Annotated in this window: 12 protein-coding genes and 1 riboswitch; of the genes, 8 read left to right on the forward strand and 4 right to left on the reverse strand. The window is 63.6% G+C overall.

The window, feature by feature from the left end; all coding sequences use genetic code 11:
* Positions 1-104 precede the first annotated feature (104 nt).
* Together V6590_RS03285 and V6590_RS03290 are read left to right on the forward strand one after the other, a co-directional pair.
* Positions 105-653, forward strand: a complete 549-nt coding sequence (locus V6590_RS03285) for a heme NO-binding domain-containing protein (RefSeq protein ID WP_335419507.1) — start codon at positions 105-107, stop codon at positions 651-653.
* Complete coding sequence (locus tag V6590_RS03290; protein WP_335419509.1) at positions 650-1,975, forward strand: ATP-binding protein; 1,326 nt, start codon at positions 650-652, stop codon at positions 1,973-1,975. Before V6590_RS03285 ends, V6590_RS03290 begins: the two co-directional genes overlap by 4 nt.
* A gap of 7 nt (positions 1,976-1,982) precedes the next feature.
* Here the strand turns inward: V6590_RS03290 and V6590_RS03295 are convergent, their stop codons facing one another.
* Positions 1,983-3,443 carry an MORN repeat-containing protein gene (locus V6590_RS03295; protein WP_335419511.1) on the reverse strand — a complete coding sequence of 487 codons (1,461 nt, stop codon included), beginning with the start codon at positions 3,441-3,443 and terminating at the stop codon, positions 1,983-1,985.
* A 103-nt stretch (positions 3,444-3,546) separates the two neighbouring features.
* On the opposite strand from V6590_RS03295, the gene V6590_RS03300 reads away from it, so the two are divergent.
* Together V6590_RS03300 and V6590_RS03305 are read left to right on the forward strand one after the other, a co-directional pair.
* Positions 3,547-5,205 (forward strand): NAD+ synthase, encoded by a 1,659-nt coding sequence (locus tag V6590_RS03300; RefSeq protein ID WP_335419513.1) that lies wholly within the window; start codon positions 3,547-3,549, stop codon positions 5,203-5,205.
* Positions 5,205-5,795, forward strand: a complete 591-nt coding sequence (locus V6590_RS03305; protein ID WP_335419517.1) for a hypothetical protein — start codon at positions 5,205-5,207, stop codon at positions 5,793-5,795. Before V6590_RS03300 ends, V6590_RS03305 begins: the two co-directional genes overlap by 1 nt.
* Positions 5,796-5,953: 158 nt before the next feature.
* On the opposite strand, the gene V6590_RS03310 is transcribed toward V6590_RS03305, so the two are convergent.
* The 3 genes from V6590_RS03310 to V6590_RS03320 form a co-directional block, all read right to left on the reverse strand.
* On the reverse strand, positions 5,954-6,556 hold the full coding sequence (locus V6590_RS03310) for an alpha/beta hydrolase (protein ID WP_335419520.1): 603 nt from the start codon (positions 6,554-6,556) through the stop codon (positions 5,954-5,956).
* 119 nt (positions 6,557-6,675) lie between these two features.
* Positions 6,676-7,593 carry an MBL fold metallo-hydrolase gene (locus V6590_RS03315; RefSeq protein WP_335419523.1) on the reverse strand — a complete coding sequence of 306 codons (918 nt, stop codon included), beginning with the start codon at positions 7,591-7,593 and terminating at the stop codon, positions 6,676-6,678.
* A gap of 81 nt (positions 7,594-7,674) precedes the next feature.
* On the reverse strand, positions 7,675-8,085 hold the full coding sequence (locus V6590_RS03320) for a metallopeptidase family protein (protein WP_335419525.1): 411 nt from the start codon (positions 8,083-8,085) through the stop codon (positions 7,675-7,677).
* Positions 8,086-8,197: 112 nt separating this feature from the next.
* On the opposite strand from V6590_RS03320, the gene gltX reads away from it, so the two are divergent.
* The 4 genes from gltX (at position 8,198) to gcvH (ending at position 12,789) form a co-directional block, all read left to right on the forward strand.
* Positions 8,198-9,523: a glutamate--tRNA ligase gene (gene gltX, locus V6590_RS03325; protein ID WP_335419527.1), complete on the forward strand. Its 1,326-nt coding sequence runs from the start codon at positions 8,198-8,200 to the stop codon at positions 9,521-9,523.
* A 101-nt stretch (positions 9,524-9,624) separates the two neighbouring features.
* Positions 9,625-10,959: an MATE family efflux transporter gene (locus V6590_RS03330; protein ID WP_335419529.1), complete on the forward strand. Its 1,335-nt coding sequence runs from the start codon at positions 9,625-9,627 to the stop codon at positions 10,957-10,959.
* Between the two features lie 75 nt (positions 10,960-11,034).
* A riboswitch (glycine riboswitch) is annotated at positions 11,035-11,139 on the forward strand.
* Between the two features lie 165 nt (positions 11,140-11,304).
* Positions 11,305-12,417 (forward strand): glycine cleavage system aminomethyltransferase GcvT, encoded by a 1,113-nt coding sequence (gene gcvT / locus V6590_RS03335; protein ID WP_335419531.1) that lies wholly within the window; start codon positions 11,305-11,307, stop codon positions 12,415-12,417.
* A gap of 12 nt (positions 12,418-12,429) precedes the next feature.
* Entirely contained in the window at positions 12,430-12,789 is a 360-nt protein-coding gene (gene gcvH, locus V6590_RS03340; protein WP_335419533.1) for a glycine cleavage system protein GcvH, read from the forward strand.
* Positions 12,790-12,825 lie beyond the last annotated feature (36 nt).

The raw sequence follows: 12,825 nt of genomic DNA on the forward strand, positions 1-12,825 counted from the left end.
GGGCGGGATAACGGCTGACCGGACCAAGGACAAGCTTTGGATTTCAATACTTCGTTAACCTTGGGGTGCGAGAACAAAACCGGAGAATGGGAAAAGGGGTCGCCATGAAGGGCATCGTATTTGTGGAGCTTCTGCGCATGGCAGAAGAGCTCGTGGGCGAAGCTGCGGTGGATCAGGTGCTGGATGACACGCCGCTTTTGACCGGCGGGGCATTTACGGCGGTGGGGGATTATCCCTGCAGCGATCTGGTCGCGCTGGTGCAGGCCTTCAGCCGGGCCACCAATGTGCCGGGCGAGGAATTGCAGCGCCAGTTCGGGCATTGGATGATGAACACCTTCAAGACCCATTACCCCGCGTTCTTCGAAAGCAAGCCCGATGTGATGGCCATGCTGGAGGCGATCGAAGGCGAAGTGCATGTCGAAGTGCGCAAGATTTATCCCGATGCCGAGTTGCCCAGTTTCCAGACCGAAAGGCTGGGTGATGACGGGCTGCGGATGACCTACAGCTCCAGCCGCCCGCTGGTGCCCTTTTGCAAGGGGCTGATTGAAGGCTGTGTCGATCATTTCGGGCGCCCTGCGGCGATTGACACGCGCGATCTTTCCCAGCCCGGCGCGGCGCGGGCCGAGTTTGAAATCCGGTATGCCGTGCCATGACCGCTGCTCCGCCCGAAACGGTGTCTCGCCGCAGATACGATCGGGAAAGGCAGGCGAGGGAAGAGGCCGAGCAGTTGCTGGAGGCCAAGAGCCGCGCCTTGTACGAGGCCAATCTGCGATTGGAACGTCAGGCCCGGACGCTGGAGGATGAAGTCCGGCTGCGCACCGCCGATCTGGAGCGCGCCCTTGTGGCCGCCGAGGCCGCGAACGAAGCCAAGAGCATGTTTCTGGCGAACATGAGCCACGAGATCCGCACCCCCCTGAATGGCGTGCTGGGCATGGCCGAATTGCTGGAAGGTCTGGTTCACGAACCCGAACACCGCCAGATGATCGCCACGATCCGCGATTCCGGCGAAGTGCTGCTGCACGTTATCAATGACATTCTGGACCTGTCGAAGATCGACGCCGGGCGGCTGGAACTGGAACAGGTCGCCTTTCGTCCCGCTGATATTGTCGCCCGGGTAGAAGCGCTGCATTCGTTGCGCGCACAGGAAAAGGGGCTGAGCTTTGCCATTCTGGCCAGCGCGGATACGCAGAATCTGCGGCTGGGGGACCCGCACCGGATCGCGCAGATCCTGCACAATCTGCTGGGCAATGCGATCAAGTTCACTGAAACCGGCGAAATCCGCGTGTTGATGACCAGCCCGCCCGGCAGGCCGCTGACGCTCGATGTGATGGATACCGGCATCGGCATGACCTCGGACCAGATGGCGCGGATGTTCGAGGATTTTCAGCAGGCGGATACCACGGTGACCCGGCGCTTTGGCGGCACAGGGCTGGGCATGTCGATCGTGAAGAAGCTGGTTCTGATGATGGGGGGCGAAATTGTGCCCCAGTCGCAGCCGGGGTTCGGCACCCGCATCCGGGTGTCATTGCCGCTTGCTGAACCGCAAGAGGCCGCGATCCCGGTCCGACCTGCGCTTGCGGGCCCTGACCTGCCGCTGCACCGGCTGGCGGGGCTGAAGGTGTTGGCCGCCGATGACAATGCCACCAACCGCAAGATATTGCTGGCCATGTTGGCGCGCAGCGGGATGGAGATCGTGATGGTCGCCGACGGGCGCGAGGCGCTGATGCAGGCGGTTGACAGTGCCTTTGACCTGATGCTGCTCGACATCTCGATGCCGGTGCTGGACGGGATCGCCACGCTTCAGGCGATCCGTGATACCGGCGGGGCAGGGGGGGCACCGGCCATCGCCATCACCGCCAATGCGATGCGGCATCAGGTTGACAGCTATCTGGCATCAGGCTTTGCCGGCCATGTGTCAAAGCCGCTGTCGCAGCCAAGGCTGCTGGAAGAAATCTGCCGGGTTCTGTTCGGCTGAAACGGTATCAGGGCACAGGTGCCGGATTGGGCGGGTCTGGATCGGGCGCAGTACCCTCTGCAGGGGGGTGGCTGCCCGGTGCGACGAGGATGCCATTCAGCCAGTTGCCCGCAGTTTCCTGCCCGCTGGCATAGCGCAGGGTGCCTTGCCCCTGACGTTTGCCCAGCTGGAATTCACCTTCATACACATCGCCATTGGGATAGGTGGCTATCCCCTTGCCGGACATTTCGCCCCCCTGCCAGGCCCCGAGATATTTGAACCCGTCGGGCATGGTCAGCTCGCCTTGGCCCTGCCGGATGCCATCGACGAAATCACCGACATAGACCGCGCCGCCCGGATAGCTGGCCTTGCCCTTTCCACTGCGCTTGCCTGCCTGCCAGTCACCGTCATAGCGAAAACCGTCGGGTCGGGTCAGCACACCTTTGCCCTGCGCCTGTCCGGCGGCAAAGGCCCCGACATAAATCGCGCCGTCAGCATAGCTGGCCCGGCCCTGACCCGCGATCACACCCTTTTGCCAATCGCCCTCATAGCTGGAGCCATCCTTGTAGGTGATCTTGCCGCGCCCCTGGGGCTGCCCTGTGACCATCGCCCCCTGATAGACCGCGCCATCGGCATAGGTCATGCGACCCGTGCCCTGCATCTGGCCCTCGGCCCAGTCGCCTTCATAGACAAAGCCATCGGGGCTGCTGAACCGGCCCTTGCCATGGCGCAGGTCATTGGCAAAGCCGCCTTCATACACTGCGCCACTGGCATAGGTCATCTTGCCGGTGCCGGATCGTTTGCCTTGTGCGAAGCTGCCCTCGTACCGGTCGCCATTGGGCTGGGTCAGGGTTCCGCTGCCCTGCATCTGGCCCTCGGCCCAGTCACCTTCATAGATCAGACCATTCGGCATGGTCAGCTTGCCCTTGCCCGCCCGGACCCCGGCCTGCATCGCGCCTTCGTAAACCGTGCCGTCTGGATAAGACAGCAGCCCCGTGCCCTCTTTCACGCCATCGACCCAGTCGCCGTCATAGATCGCACCGCCGGGCGCGGTCAGCTTGCCGCGCCCGTGATGGGTCGCAGAGCGCATTCCGCCTTCATAGACCGAGCCATCTGCATAGCGCGCGATCCCTTGCCCGGTGATCTGGCCATCCTGCCATTCACCTTCGTAGCTGCCGCCATTGGCATAGGTGATCTTGCCGCGCCCAAAGGGTTTGCCGCCCAGAAAATCGCCTTCATAGACCGATCCGTCAGGATAGCGTGCCGTGCCCTTGCCGCGAATTTCGCCCGCGACCCATTCGCCGCTATATTCAAAGCCATTGGGCAGGGTGTAGGTGCCAGTGCCATGCTGCTTGCCATCGAGGAATGTGCCCTCATAGACCGAGCCATCGTCATATTGCTTGACGAGCACCTCGCCATCGGTCTGGCCGAAAGCCGCGCCCCCCGCCAGCAGCAAAGCCGCCAGCCCGCCTGCGATCCCCTTGCGCATGGATACCTCCTTGCTTCTAGCCTTTTCCTTGGCTGTCAGTCTGCTAGAAAGCAAGACAAATCCTCGGGGGGCGCGGGCCCGCTGTCATTCATGGGGGCCGCAGATGTCCGACCGTTTTCGCCTGACGCTGGCGCAGCTCAACCCCACAGTAGGGGCGATCGCGGCCAATGCCACGATGGCGCGCGACGCCTGGGATCAGGCCAAGGCCGCCGGGTCCGACATGCTGGCGCTGACCGAGATGTTCATCACCGGCTATCAGACCCAGGACCTGATCCTGAAACCGGCTTTCACCCATGCGGCGATTGCAGCGATTCACCAGCTTGCACGCGATTGCGCTGATGGGCCGGCCCTGGGGATCGGCGGGCCTGCGCTGGTGTCGGGGCGGCTGCACAATGCGTGGTATGTGCTGCAGGGCGGCGAAATCACGGCAACGGTGCTGAAGCACCATCTGCCCAACAGCGACGTGTTCGATGAAAAGCGGGTGTTTGCCGCGGCCGATGTCAGTGGCCCTTACCGGGTTGGCCCGCTGCGGATCGGCACGCCGATCTGCGAAGATGCCTGGCACCCCGATGTGGCCGAGACGCTGGCCGAAACGGGGGCGGAAATCCTGCTGGTGCCCAATGGATCGCCCTATCATCGCGGCAAGCCCGACCTGCGGCTGAACCTGATGGTGTCGCGGGTGGTGGAAACCGGCTTGCCGCTGGTCTATCTGAACATGGTGGGCGGGCAGGACGATCAGGTATTCGACGGATCGTCGATGGTGCTGAACCCGGGTGGTGCGCTGGCGGTGCAGATGCCGCAGTTCGACAGCTGCCTGACACAGGTCGATTTCATCAAGACGCCGCAGGGGTGGCGTGCCCAGCCGGGCATGATGGCCGAGATCCCGCGCATCTGGGAGGCTGATTACCGCGCCTGCGTCATGGGGCTGGCCGATTACATGGCCAAGACCGGGTTCAAGAAGGTGGTTCTGGGCCTGTCGGGCGGGATCGACAGCGCAATCGTCGCGACCATTGCCGCCGATGCGCTTGGGCCCGAGAATGTGCATTGCGTGATGCTGCCCTCGGCCTATACCTCGGACGCGTCGCTGGAGGATGCGGGCGAAGTGGCGCGCAATCTGGGCTGCCGTCTGGATACCGTGCCAATCGGTGGCGCGCAGGAGGCAGTGGGGCAGGCGCTTGCCCCGCTGTTTGCGGGCACCGAACCGGGCATCACCGAGGAGAACATCCAAAGCCGGCTGCGCGGCCTGATGCTGATGGCGCTGTCGAACAAGTTCGGCGCGATGCTGCTGACCACAGGCAACAAATCGGAAATGGCCGTGGGCTATTGCACCATCTATGGCGACATGAATGGCGGCTACAACCCGATCAAGGACATGTACAAGACCCGGGTGTTTGACACCTGCCGCTGGCGCAATGACCATCACCGCCCGTGGATGAAGGGGCCAGCCGGGGCTGTCATCCCCGAACGTGTGATCACCAAGCCGCCGAGTGCCGAGCTGCGCCCCAATCAGCGCGACGATGACAGCCTGCCGCCCTATGAGGTGCTGGATGCCATTCTGGAAGGGCTGGTGGATCGTGAGCTTTCGGTGGCGGACCTGGTGGAGGCGGGCTTTGACCGCGCCACGGTGAAGCGGGTCGAACATCTGCTGTATATCAGCGAATACAAACGCTTCCAGTCGGCCCCCGGAACACGGCTGACCCCGCGCGCCTTCTGGCTGGACCGGCGTTATCCGATTGCCAACCGCTTTCGCGACGAGAGCTGATGGACACGCCAGATTGGCTTAAGGGTTTAGAGCGTTTGCTGGCCGATCAGGATGACGAGCTGTCGCGCAGCTTGAAGGTCGCTGCTCTTATGGTTCTGGCTGCAGAAGAGCTTCGGTCTTGCGTAGAGCAGAAGGCGCTTTGGTTCTTTGGTTTGGATAAAGACCTGAGACGGAGGCCAGATGGCGAACCACTTCCGCCGGAATATCAGAGGTTAGCTTCCAAGCGCCAAGCTGAACGCTTGCAGGCTGCAAGTCTTTGGTTCCAAAGCGTCGGCGCGTTCGATCGGGACGATGTTGAACTGGTCCGTCTCGCCATGGATTATCGCAACGATGTTGCGCATGAACTTTTCCAAAAATTGATCCATCAAGGCGCGGAGTTTTTCAACCCAGTGATTCCATTCGCCATGGTTTGCTTAGCGCATAAGGTCAACCTTTGGTGGATGCAGAATTATGAGTTTGACGGTGATGATGAGTATGAAAACGTAGACTGGGCGAAGGCCGAGCAGGCCTCGACCGCTATAGTGCGGCTCATGACGTTAGCGGCGTTTCCTGAGCTGCAAAGTATCTCAGCCAAAGATTTAGAGGGATGATCCCCTGCCTCGCTGCCGCCGTTCATGAGATCATGCGCGGTTACTGCGCCTAGGCCGCTTAGGCCGCTTGGCGGGGAGGATGCGCGCTGTGGCTGATCTCCGGGGGCTTTGCGCCCCCGGTCCCCCGCTGGATATATGGACCAAGATAAAGGTCAGGGTCAGAGGATCAGGGCGCGCCGCAGGAAGGCGGCTGTCGTGGTGGCGACGCGGGCGTCAAACCAATGGCCCAGGCCCGTCCAGAGATGCAGGTCAACCGGACAGCCCTGTTTGCCCCAATGGGCGGCGGCGGCGATGGCATCGCGGGCGGGAATGACCGGATCGTCCAGCCCGTGCGACAGCATGACCGGGATGCCGGGCAGGCCGGTCGCGGATTTCACCAGTCGCCCTGACAACGCGGCAAGGGCCTGCGGGCGAAAGCGCCCTGACATGACGGCATCCATTGCCATGATCGCGCCTTGCGAAAAGCCCACAAGCGCCACCCTGTCGGGCCTGTCGCCAAAACCGTGCCCGGCGATGGTTGTGGCCAGAACCTGATCAAAGGCCGCGCGGGCCGCCCGCAGCCGGGCCGGGCGGTTGCGCGGAGTGATGTCTTTCACGCTGAACCATTGGCGACCGCTATCGTCCCAGTCGTAGCGGTTGGGCGCATCGGGCAGGGCGAAGCGGGCGCCGGGCAGCTCGGCGCCGATCATGTCGGCCAGCGGTTGCAAATGCGCGCCGCGCCCACCCACGCCATGCAGGATGACTATCAGTGTCTCAGCCATGTTTTAGGCGCATGCGGGTTGGGAAAGATATCGGGTTCATCGGAACAGGGTGCCAGACCCGGGCGCGGCGGGCAATGGGGCCGGGCCGCGCAGACGCGGCCCGATCCGACGATGACGGCTTATTCGGTCAGGGCGAGTTGGTAGCTGGCCGGGTGCAGGCGAAAGCCTTCGCCCTGCGGTTCCAGATAGCCGACAGCCGGGAAGGGCATGTGATAGCCGATGAAGGGGATGCGATCGGCGGCGATCATGCCCAGCAGCGATTTGCGGGTGGCGGCGGCCTGCGCCTTGTCCATGTCGAACCGGACTTCCCAATCCGGGCGCTGCAACGAAAAGACATAATGATTCACTGTATCGGCGGTGATGGCGAGCCGCTGGCCCGCGCTTTCCAGCATATAGGCCATATGGCCGGGGCTATGGCCAAAGGCGGCCAGGGCGGTGATGCCAGAGGCCACGCTGCCGCCATCATCGAGCATGGTGATGCGGTCGTTCAGCGGTTTGACCTTGGTGTCGAACCCCTCATTCCCGGCAGCGGACCAGTGATTGTGTTCGGCTGCCCCGGTCAGGATACGGGCATTGGCAAAGGTGGCGCCCGCTTCGCCCGACAGGCCGCCGATATGATCGCCATGCATGTGGGTCAGCACGACCGTGTCGATCTGATCTGGCGTAATGCCTGCCGCTGCCAATGCGGCAGTGATCGCCTCGGGCGCGAGGCCGGTGTCGAACAGAACCAACTCGCTGCCGGTGTTCACCACCGTGGGGGTGAAGTAGTTGCGGATACGATCGGCGGGCAGGAAATTTGCGGCGGCCAGCGCCGCGAAATCTTCGGGCGTGGCATTCAGGCCAAAGGTTTCCTGGGGTTTGTCGCTGACCCTTGTGCCGGCGAGCAGCGTTGTCACCTCGAAATCGCCAAGGGCAAAGCGGTGAAGGCCTGCCGTGGCGGGACCAAGCTTGTCGGCCTTGGCCAGCGCAGGGCGCAGCGGGGCAGAGATCAGCGGCAGGCTGGCAGCGGCCAGCAGGGCAGTGCGGCGGGTCAGCATCTTGGGGCTCCGTTTGGGGACAGGATACCGGCGATGGTAACCCGGCTTTGCCAGCCGGCCAGTCACGCTTGCGTCAGAGCCTCATTCCCACCAGGGATCGATGGCGGCGATGTCATCATCGCTCCAGCCGAAATGATGGGCGAGTTCGTGGATCATCACATGGGTGACCAACTCGCCCAGCGAAACATCGCCCCGGTCGATCCATTCGTCCAGAATGGCGCGGCGGAACAGCCAGATGACATCGGGGCCATGGGCCTGATCCATCACCGAGCGTTCGGTCAGGGGCGTGCCTTCGTAAAGCCCGGTCAGTTCGAACGGGTCTTCGATCTGCAGGGCTTCCAGCAGGTCTTCGGGCGCGAGATCCTCGACCCGGATCAAGATCTGTGTGGCGCTGGCCCGCCAGGGTTCGGGCAGGGCAATGACCGCGTCATGTGCGAGTTGTTCGATCAGGGCGAGGTCGGGGGCGATGGTGCTGGGGCGGGCATGGGTCATGGTGCCAGCCTAGGCTGCCAGGGTCAGGCTGTGAAGACCTGTCGGGGATTGGGCCCGATATGGACAAAAGCCCTTGCGCGTGCAAAAGGTGCCGGGTTCAGGAGAGCCAATCATGACCACCGTTACCCGCTTCGCGCCTTCGCCCACCGGCTATATCCATGTCGGCAATCTGCGCACCGCCTTGATGAACTATCTGATCGCCCGCAAGACCGGCGGCCAGTTCATCCTGCGGCTCGACGATACCGATCAGGAACGCTCGAAGCAGGAATATGCCGATGGCATCATGCGCGATCTGGAATGGCTGGGCCTGCATTGGGACCGGGTGGAAAAGCAATCGCTCCGTCTGGACCGCTACCGCGCCGAGGCCGAAAGCCTGAAAGCCAAGGGCCGCTTCTACGAATGCTTTGAAAGCCCGACCGAGCTGGACCTGAAGCGCAAGAAATTGCTGAACATGGGCAAGCCCCCGGTCTATGACCGCGCCTCCTACAAGCTGTCCGATGAAGACAAGGCGAGGATGCGCGCCGAGGGCCGCGAGGGCTATTGGCGCTTCCTGCTCAATCAGACCCGCATCGAATGGGCCGATGGCATCATCGGGCCGGTGTCGATTGATGCGGCCTCGGTCTCCGACCCGGTGCTGATCCGCGCCGATGGTCAGGTGCTCTATACCTTCGCCTCCTCGGTCGATGACATCGACATGGGCGTGACCCATATCGTGCGCGGCGCCGATCACGTCACCAACACCGCGACGCAGATCCAGATCATGGAAGCCATGGGCGGCACGCCCCCCAGCTTTGCCCACCACTCGCTGCTGACCGGCGCGGGCGGGGAGGAGCTGTCGAAACGCCTGGGCACCCTGTCGCTGCGCGACCTGCGCGCGCGCGGGGTGGAGCCGATGGCGCTCTTGAGCCTGATGGCGCGTCTGGGCTCGTCGAAACCCGTCGTGCTGGCAGGCTCGATTGACGAAATCGCCGAAGGCTTTGACGTGGGCAGCTTCGGCACCGCCCCCACCAAGTTTGACGCCGAAGACCTGTTCCCGCTGACCCGCGCCCATGTGCAATCGCTGCCGCTGTCCGCCGTGGCCGATCGCATCGCAGCGCTTGGCGTGCCGGGTGACAAGGCCGAGGGCTTCTGGCGCGTCGCCAAGGACAATATCACCGTGCTGGATGATCTGGCAGGTTGGTGGGATCTGTTCGTGAACGGCGCCGAGCCGCTGGTGGAGGAGGAAGACCGCGAATTTGTGGCGCAGGCCATGACGCTTCTGCCCGCGCAGCCCTGGACGGCCGAAAGCTGGGGCCAGTGGACCACAGCCGTGAAAGAGGCCACGGGCCGCAAGGGCAAGGGCCTGTTCATGCCGCTGCGCAAGGCGCTGACAGGGCAGGCCCATGGGCCGGACATGGCCGATGTCATGCCGCTTTTGCAAAAGGTGCGCGGGCTGTGATCGCGGAGGGGGGCTTCGCGCCCCCCCGACCCCCCGCGGGATATTTTTGAACAGATGAAGGGGGCGTCGTGCGCCCCTTTTTGGTGTTGTGAGGTGGGATGATGACGCAAGGGCAGGCAAAATTTGCGACGGGCAATCTGTTTGCCCATGTCGCGGTGATGTCGCTGACGGGTTCGGTCGGGCTGATGGCGATCTTTGTCGTCGATCTGATCAACATGGTTTATATCAGTTGGTTGATGGACCCGGAGGCGACTGCCGCCATCGGCTATGCCGGTGCGGTGCTGTTTTTCACCACCGCCTTCGGGATCGGTCTGTCGATCGGGGTTTCGGCGCTGGTGTCACCCGCAGTGGGCGCGCGCAATCTGGCGCTGGCGCGTGATCGGGCGACCAGCGGCTTTGCGCTCAGCGCGATCATCGGTGCAGTATTCGCGGCCATGGTCTGGGTGGCCTTGCCTTGGATTGTGGGAGTGCTGGGCGCGCAGGGGGCCACGGCGGAAAAGACGCTCTGGTTCCTGCGTCTGCTGATCCCGTCGCAGCCGCTTCTGATGATCGGGATGATTGGCGGCGGGATCCTGCGCAGCCATGGCGATGCGAAGCGGTCGATGATGGTGACGGTCTGGGGGGCGGTTGTTCTGGCGCTGCTGGACCCGGTGCTGATCCTCTGGCTTGATCTGGGGTTGACGGGGGCGGCGCTGGCAGGCTGGGGGTCGCGCCTGGCGATTGCGGCCATGGCGCTTTGGCCGGTCTGGCGGCATTATGGCGGGTTTTCGGTGTTGAACGCGCGAATCCTGCGGGCCGATCTGGGGCCGCTGATGGCGATTTCGGCCCCGGCGATCCTGACACAATTGGCAACGCCGGTCGGGCAGGCCATCGTCACCCGCATGGTTGCCGCGCATGGCGAGGGTGCCGTGGCAGGTATGGCGATTGCCGGGCGGCTGACGCCGGTGGCCTTTGGCGTGATCTTTGCCCTGTCGGGGGCGGTGGGGCCGATCCTGGGCCAGAATCTGGGGGCAGGCCGGATGGACAGGGTGCGCCGGACCTTCATGGATGCGATCCTGTTCTGCGGGCTGGTGATCGTGGTCATGTCGGCGCTGCTGTTTGCAGTGCGGGGGCCGATTGCCGATCTGTTTCAGGCCACCGGCATCACACGCGATCTGATCTATCTGTTCTGCGGGCCGCTGAGCCTTTTGTTCTTCTTCAACGGGCTGATCTTCGTCGCCAATGCAGCCTGCAACAACCTTGGTGCGGCCTTTCAATCCACGCTGGTGAATTGGGGGCGGCATACCCTGGGCACCTTGCCATTTGCCTTGTGGCTGGGGACGATCTGGGGGCCGCAAGGTGTGCTGATCGGACAGGCGGCAGGCGGGGTTCTGTTCGGTTTGCTGGCGGTCTGGCTGGCGCTGCGGGTGATCCGGCGGCGCGAGTTGGGCGTCTGAATGTCGGTTCCGCGCGGTATACTGTCGGATTCCATTTTCTGCTTGCCCTGAATCGCCGCTCGGTTTACCCCTGTCGCATCAGGATCGGGAGAATCCGGCGGGGGGCGATGGCCTTCGGAGCCGGTGCCGAAGGAGCAACCGCCCCGGTAAACTCTCAGGCAACAGGACCGTTCTGATGGAAGACTCTGGAGAGAGGCGCGCCCGCGCCCGCCGAAGGGATAACGATCTCAGGCGCCCGAACCGGTGAAACCGGCAAGGGTAGGGACAGAGGGGGCACCGTGGCGCAGGGGGAAGCCTGCGCATCTGGTGCCGGGCCATGCGAGACCGGCGGAAAGGAAGGGACGCGTGAGCGACCTGAAACGCTTGTTCCTGCATGATCTTCATGTGGAACTGGGGGGCAAGATGGTGCCCTTTGCCGGCTATGACATGCCGGTGCAATTCCCGATGGGGGTGATGAAGGAACATCTTCACACCCGCGCCGCTGCCGGTCTGTTCGATGTCAGCCATATGGGGCAGGTGATCCTGCGGCCCAAGGGCAGTTATGCGGAGACCGCGCTGGATTTCGAACGCCTGATGCCGGTCGATGTGCTGGGGGTGGCCGAAGGGCGGCAGCGCTATGGCCTGTTCACAAATGAGGCGGGCGGTATCCTTGATGACCTGATGTTTGCCAATCGTGGCGATCACCTGTTCGTCGTGGTGAACGCGGCCTGCAAAGCGGCCGACATTGCCCATATGCAGGCGCATCTGTCGGGCACGACCGAGGTGATCCCGGTCACCGACCGCTGCCTGCTGGCGTTGCAAGGCCCGGCGGCGGAAACTGCGCTGGTCCGGCTGGTGCCTTCTGTCGCTACCATGCGCTTCATGGATGTGGCGCAGGTTGATACCCTGTTTGGCGAATTGTGGATCAGCCGCTCGGGCTATACGGGCGAGGACGGCTATGAAATCTCGGTGCCGGAGGGCGGGGCCGAAGGTCTGGCCCGCGCCCTGCTGGACATGGCCGAGGTGGAACCCATCGGCCTTGGCGCGCGCGACAGCCTGCGGCTTGAGGCGGGGCTTTGCCTTTACGGCCATGACATCGACACCACCACCTCGCCCGTGGAGGCCGCGCTCACCTGGGCCATCCAGAAAGCCCGCCGCGCGGGCGGGGCGCGGGCCGGGGGCTTCCCGGGCGCTGAACGCATCCTGCGCGAACTGGCGGAAGGGCCAGCACGCCTCCGCGTCGGTCTGCGCCCCGAGGGCCGCGCGCCGATGCGCGAAGGGGTGGCGCTGTTCGCAGGCGACACGCCCGCAGGCGCCATCACCTCCGGCGGTTTCGGCCCCTCGGTCGAGGTCCCCATCGCCATGGGCTATGTCGCGACCTCCGCGCTGGATGCCGCCCTCACTGCCGAACTTCGCGGCAAGCGCCTGCCTGTGGCGCGCGCCGACATGCCTTTCCAACCCACCACCTACAAACGCTGAACGGTGACCCCGATGAAATTTACCAAAGAACACGAATGGCTGCGCGTCGAGGGTGACCTCGTGGTGGTGGGCATCACCCAACACGCCGCCGAAGCGCTTGGCGATGTGGTTTTCGTAGAACTCCCCGAGCCGGAAACCCAGGTGGGGTCGGGCGATGAGGTCTGCGTGATCGAAAGCGTCAAGGCCGCCTCCGACATCCTCGCCCCCGTCGATGGCGAGATCGTCGAGGTGAACGAAAAACTGGCCGACAATCCCGGCCTTGTGAACGAAGACCCGCTGGGCGAGGCCTGGTTCTTCAAGATGAAACTCGATGATCTCTCGGTCCTCGACGATTTCATGGACGAAGACGAATATAACGAACTGATCGGCTAACCCCCGCTTTTCGCCCGATACTGGATCCAAACGCGC

The organism is Gemmobacter denitrificans, from assembly GCF_036964905.1.
Classification (GTDB): domain Bacteria; phylum Pseudomonadota; class Alphaproteobacteria; order Rhodobacterales; family Rhodobacteraceae; genus Gemmobacter; species Gemmobacter denitrificans.

Excerpts from the sequence above, each read along its gene's own strand:
- V6590_RS03285 (WP_335419507.1), top strand. The coding sequence starts at position 105 with ATGAAGGGCATCGTATTTGTGGAGCTTCTGCGCATGGCAGAAGAGCTC.
- V6590_RS03290 (WP_335419509.1), top strand. The coding sequence starts at position 650 with ATGACCGCTGCTCCGCCCGAAACGGTGTCTCGCCGCAGATACGATCGG.
- V6590_RS03295 (WP_335419511.1), bottom strand. The coding sequence starts at position 3,443 with ATGCGCAAGGGGATCGCAGGCGGGCTGGCGGCTTTGCTGCTGGCGGGG.
- V6590_RS03300 (WP_335419513.1), top strand. The coding sequence starts at position 3,547 with ATGTCCGACCGTTTTCGCCTGACGCTGGCGCAGCTCAACCCCACAGTA.
- V6590_RS03305 (WP_335419517.1), top strand. The coding sequence starts at position 5,205 with ATGGACACGCCAGATTGGCTTAAGGGTTTAGAGCGTTTGCTGGCCGAT.
- V6590_RS03310 (WP_335419520.1), bottom strand. The coding sequence starts at position 6,556 with ATGGCTGAGACACTGATAGTCATCCTGCATGGCGTGGGTGGGCGCGGC.
- V6590_RS03315 (WP_335419523.1), bottom strand. The coding sequence starts at position 7,593 with ATGCTGACCCGCCGCACTGCCCTGCTGGCCGCTGCCAGCCTGCCGCTG.
- V6590_RS03320 (WP_335419525.1), bottom strand. The coding sequence starts at position 8,085 with ATGACCCATGCCCGCCCCAGCACCATCGCCCCCGACCTCGCCCTGATC.
- gltX (WP_335419527.1), top strand. The coding sequence starts at position 8,198 with ATGACCACCGTTACCCGCTTCGCGCCTTCGCCCACCGGCTATATCCAT.
- V6590_RS03330 (WP_335419529.1), top strand. The coding sequence starts at position 9,625 with ATGACGCAAGGGCAGGCAAAATTTGCGACGGGCAATCTGTTTGCCCAT.
- gcvH (WP_335419533.1), top strand. The coding sequence starts at position 12,430 with ATGAAATTTACCAAAGAACACGAATGGCTGCGCGTCGAGGGTGACCTC.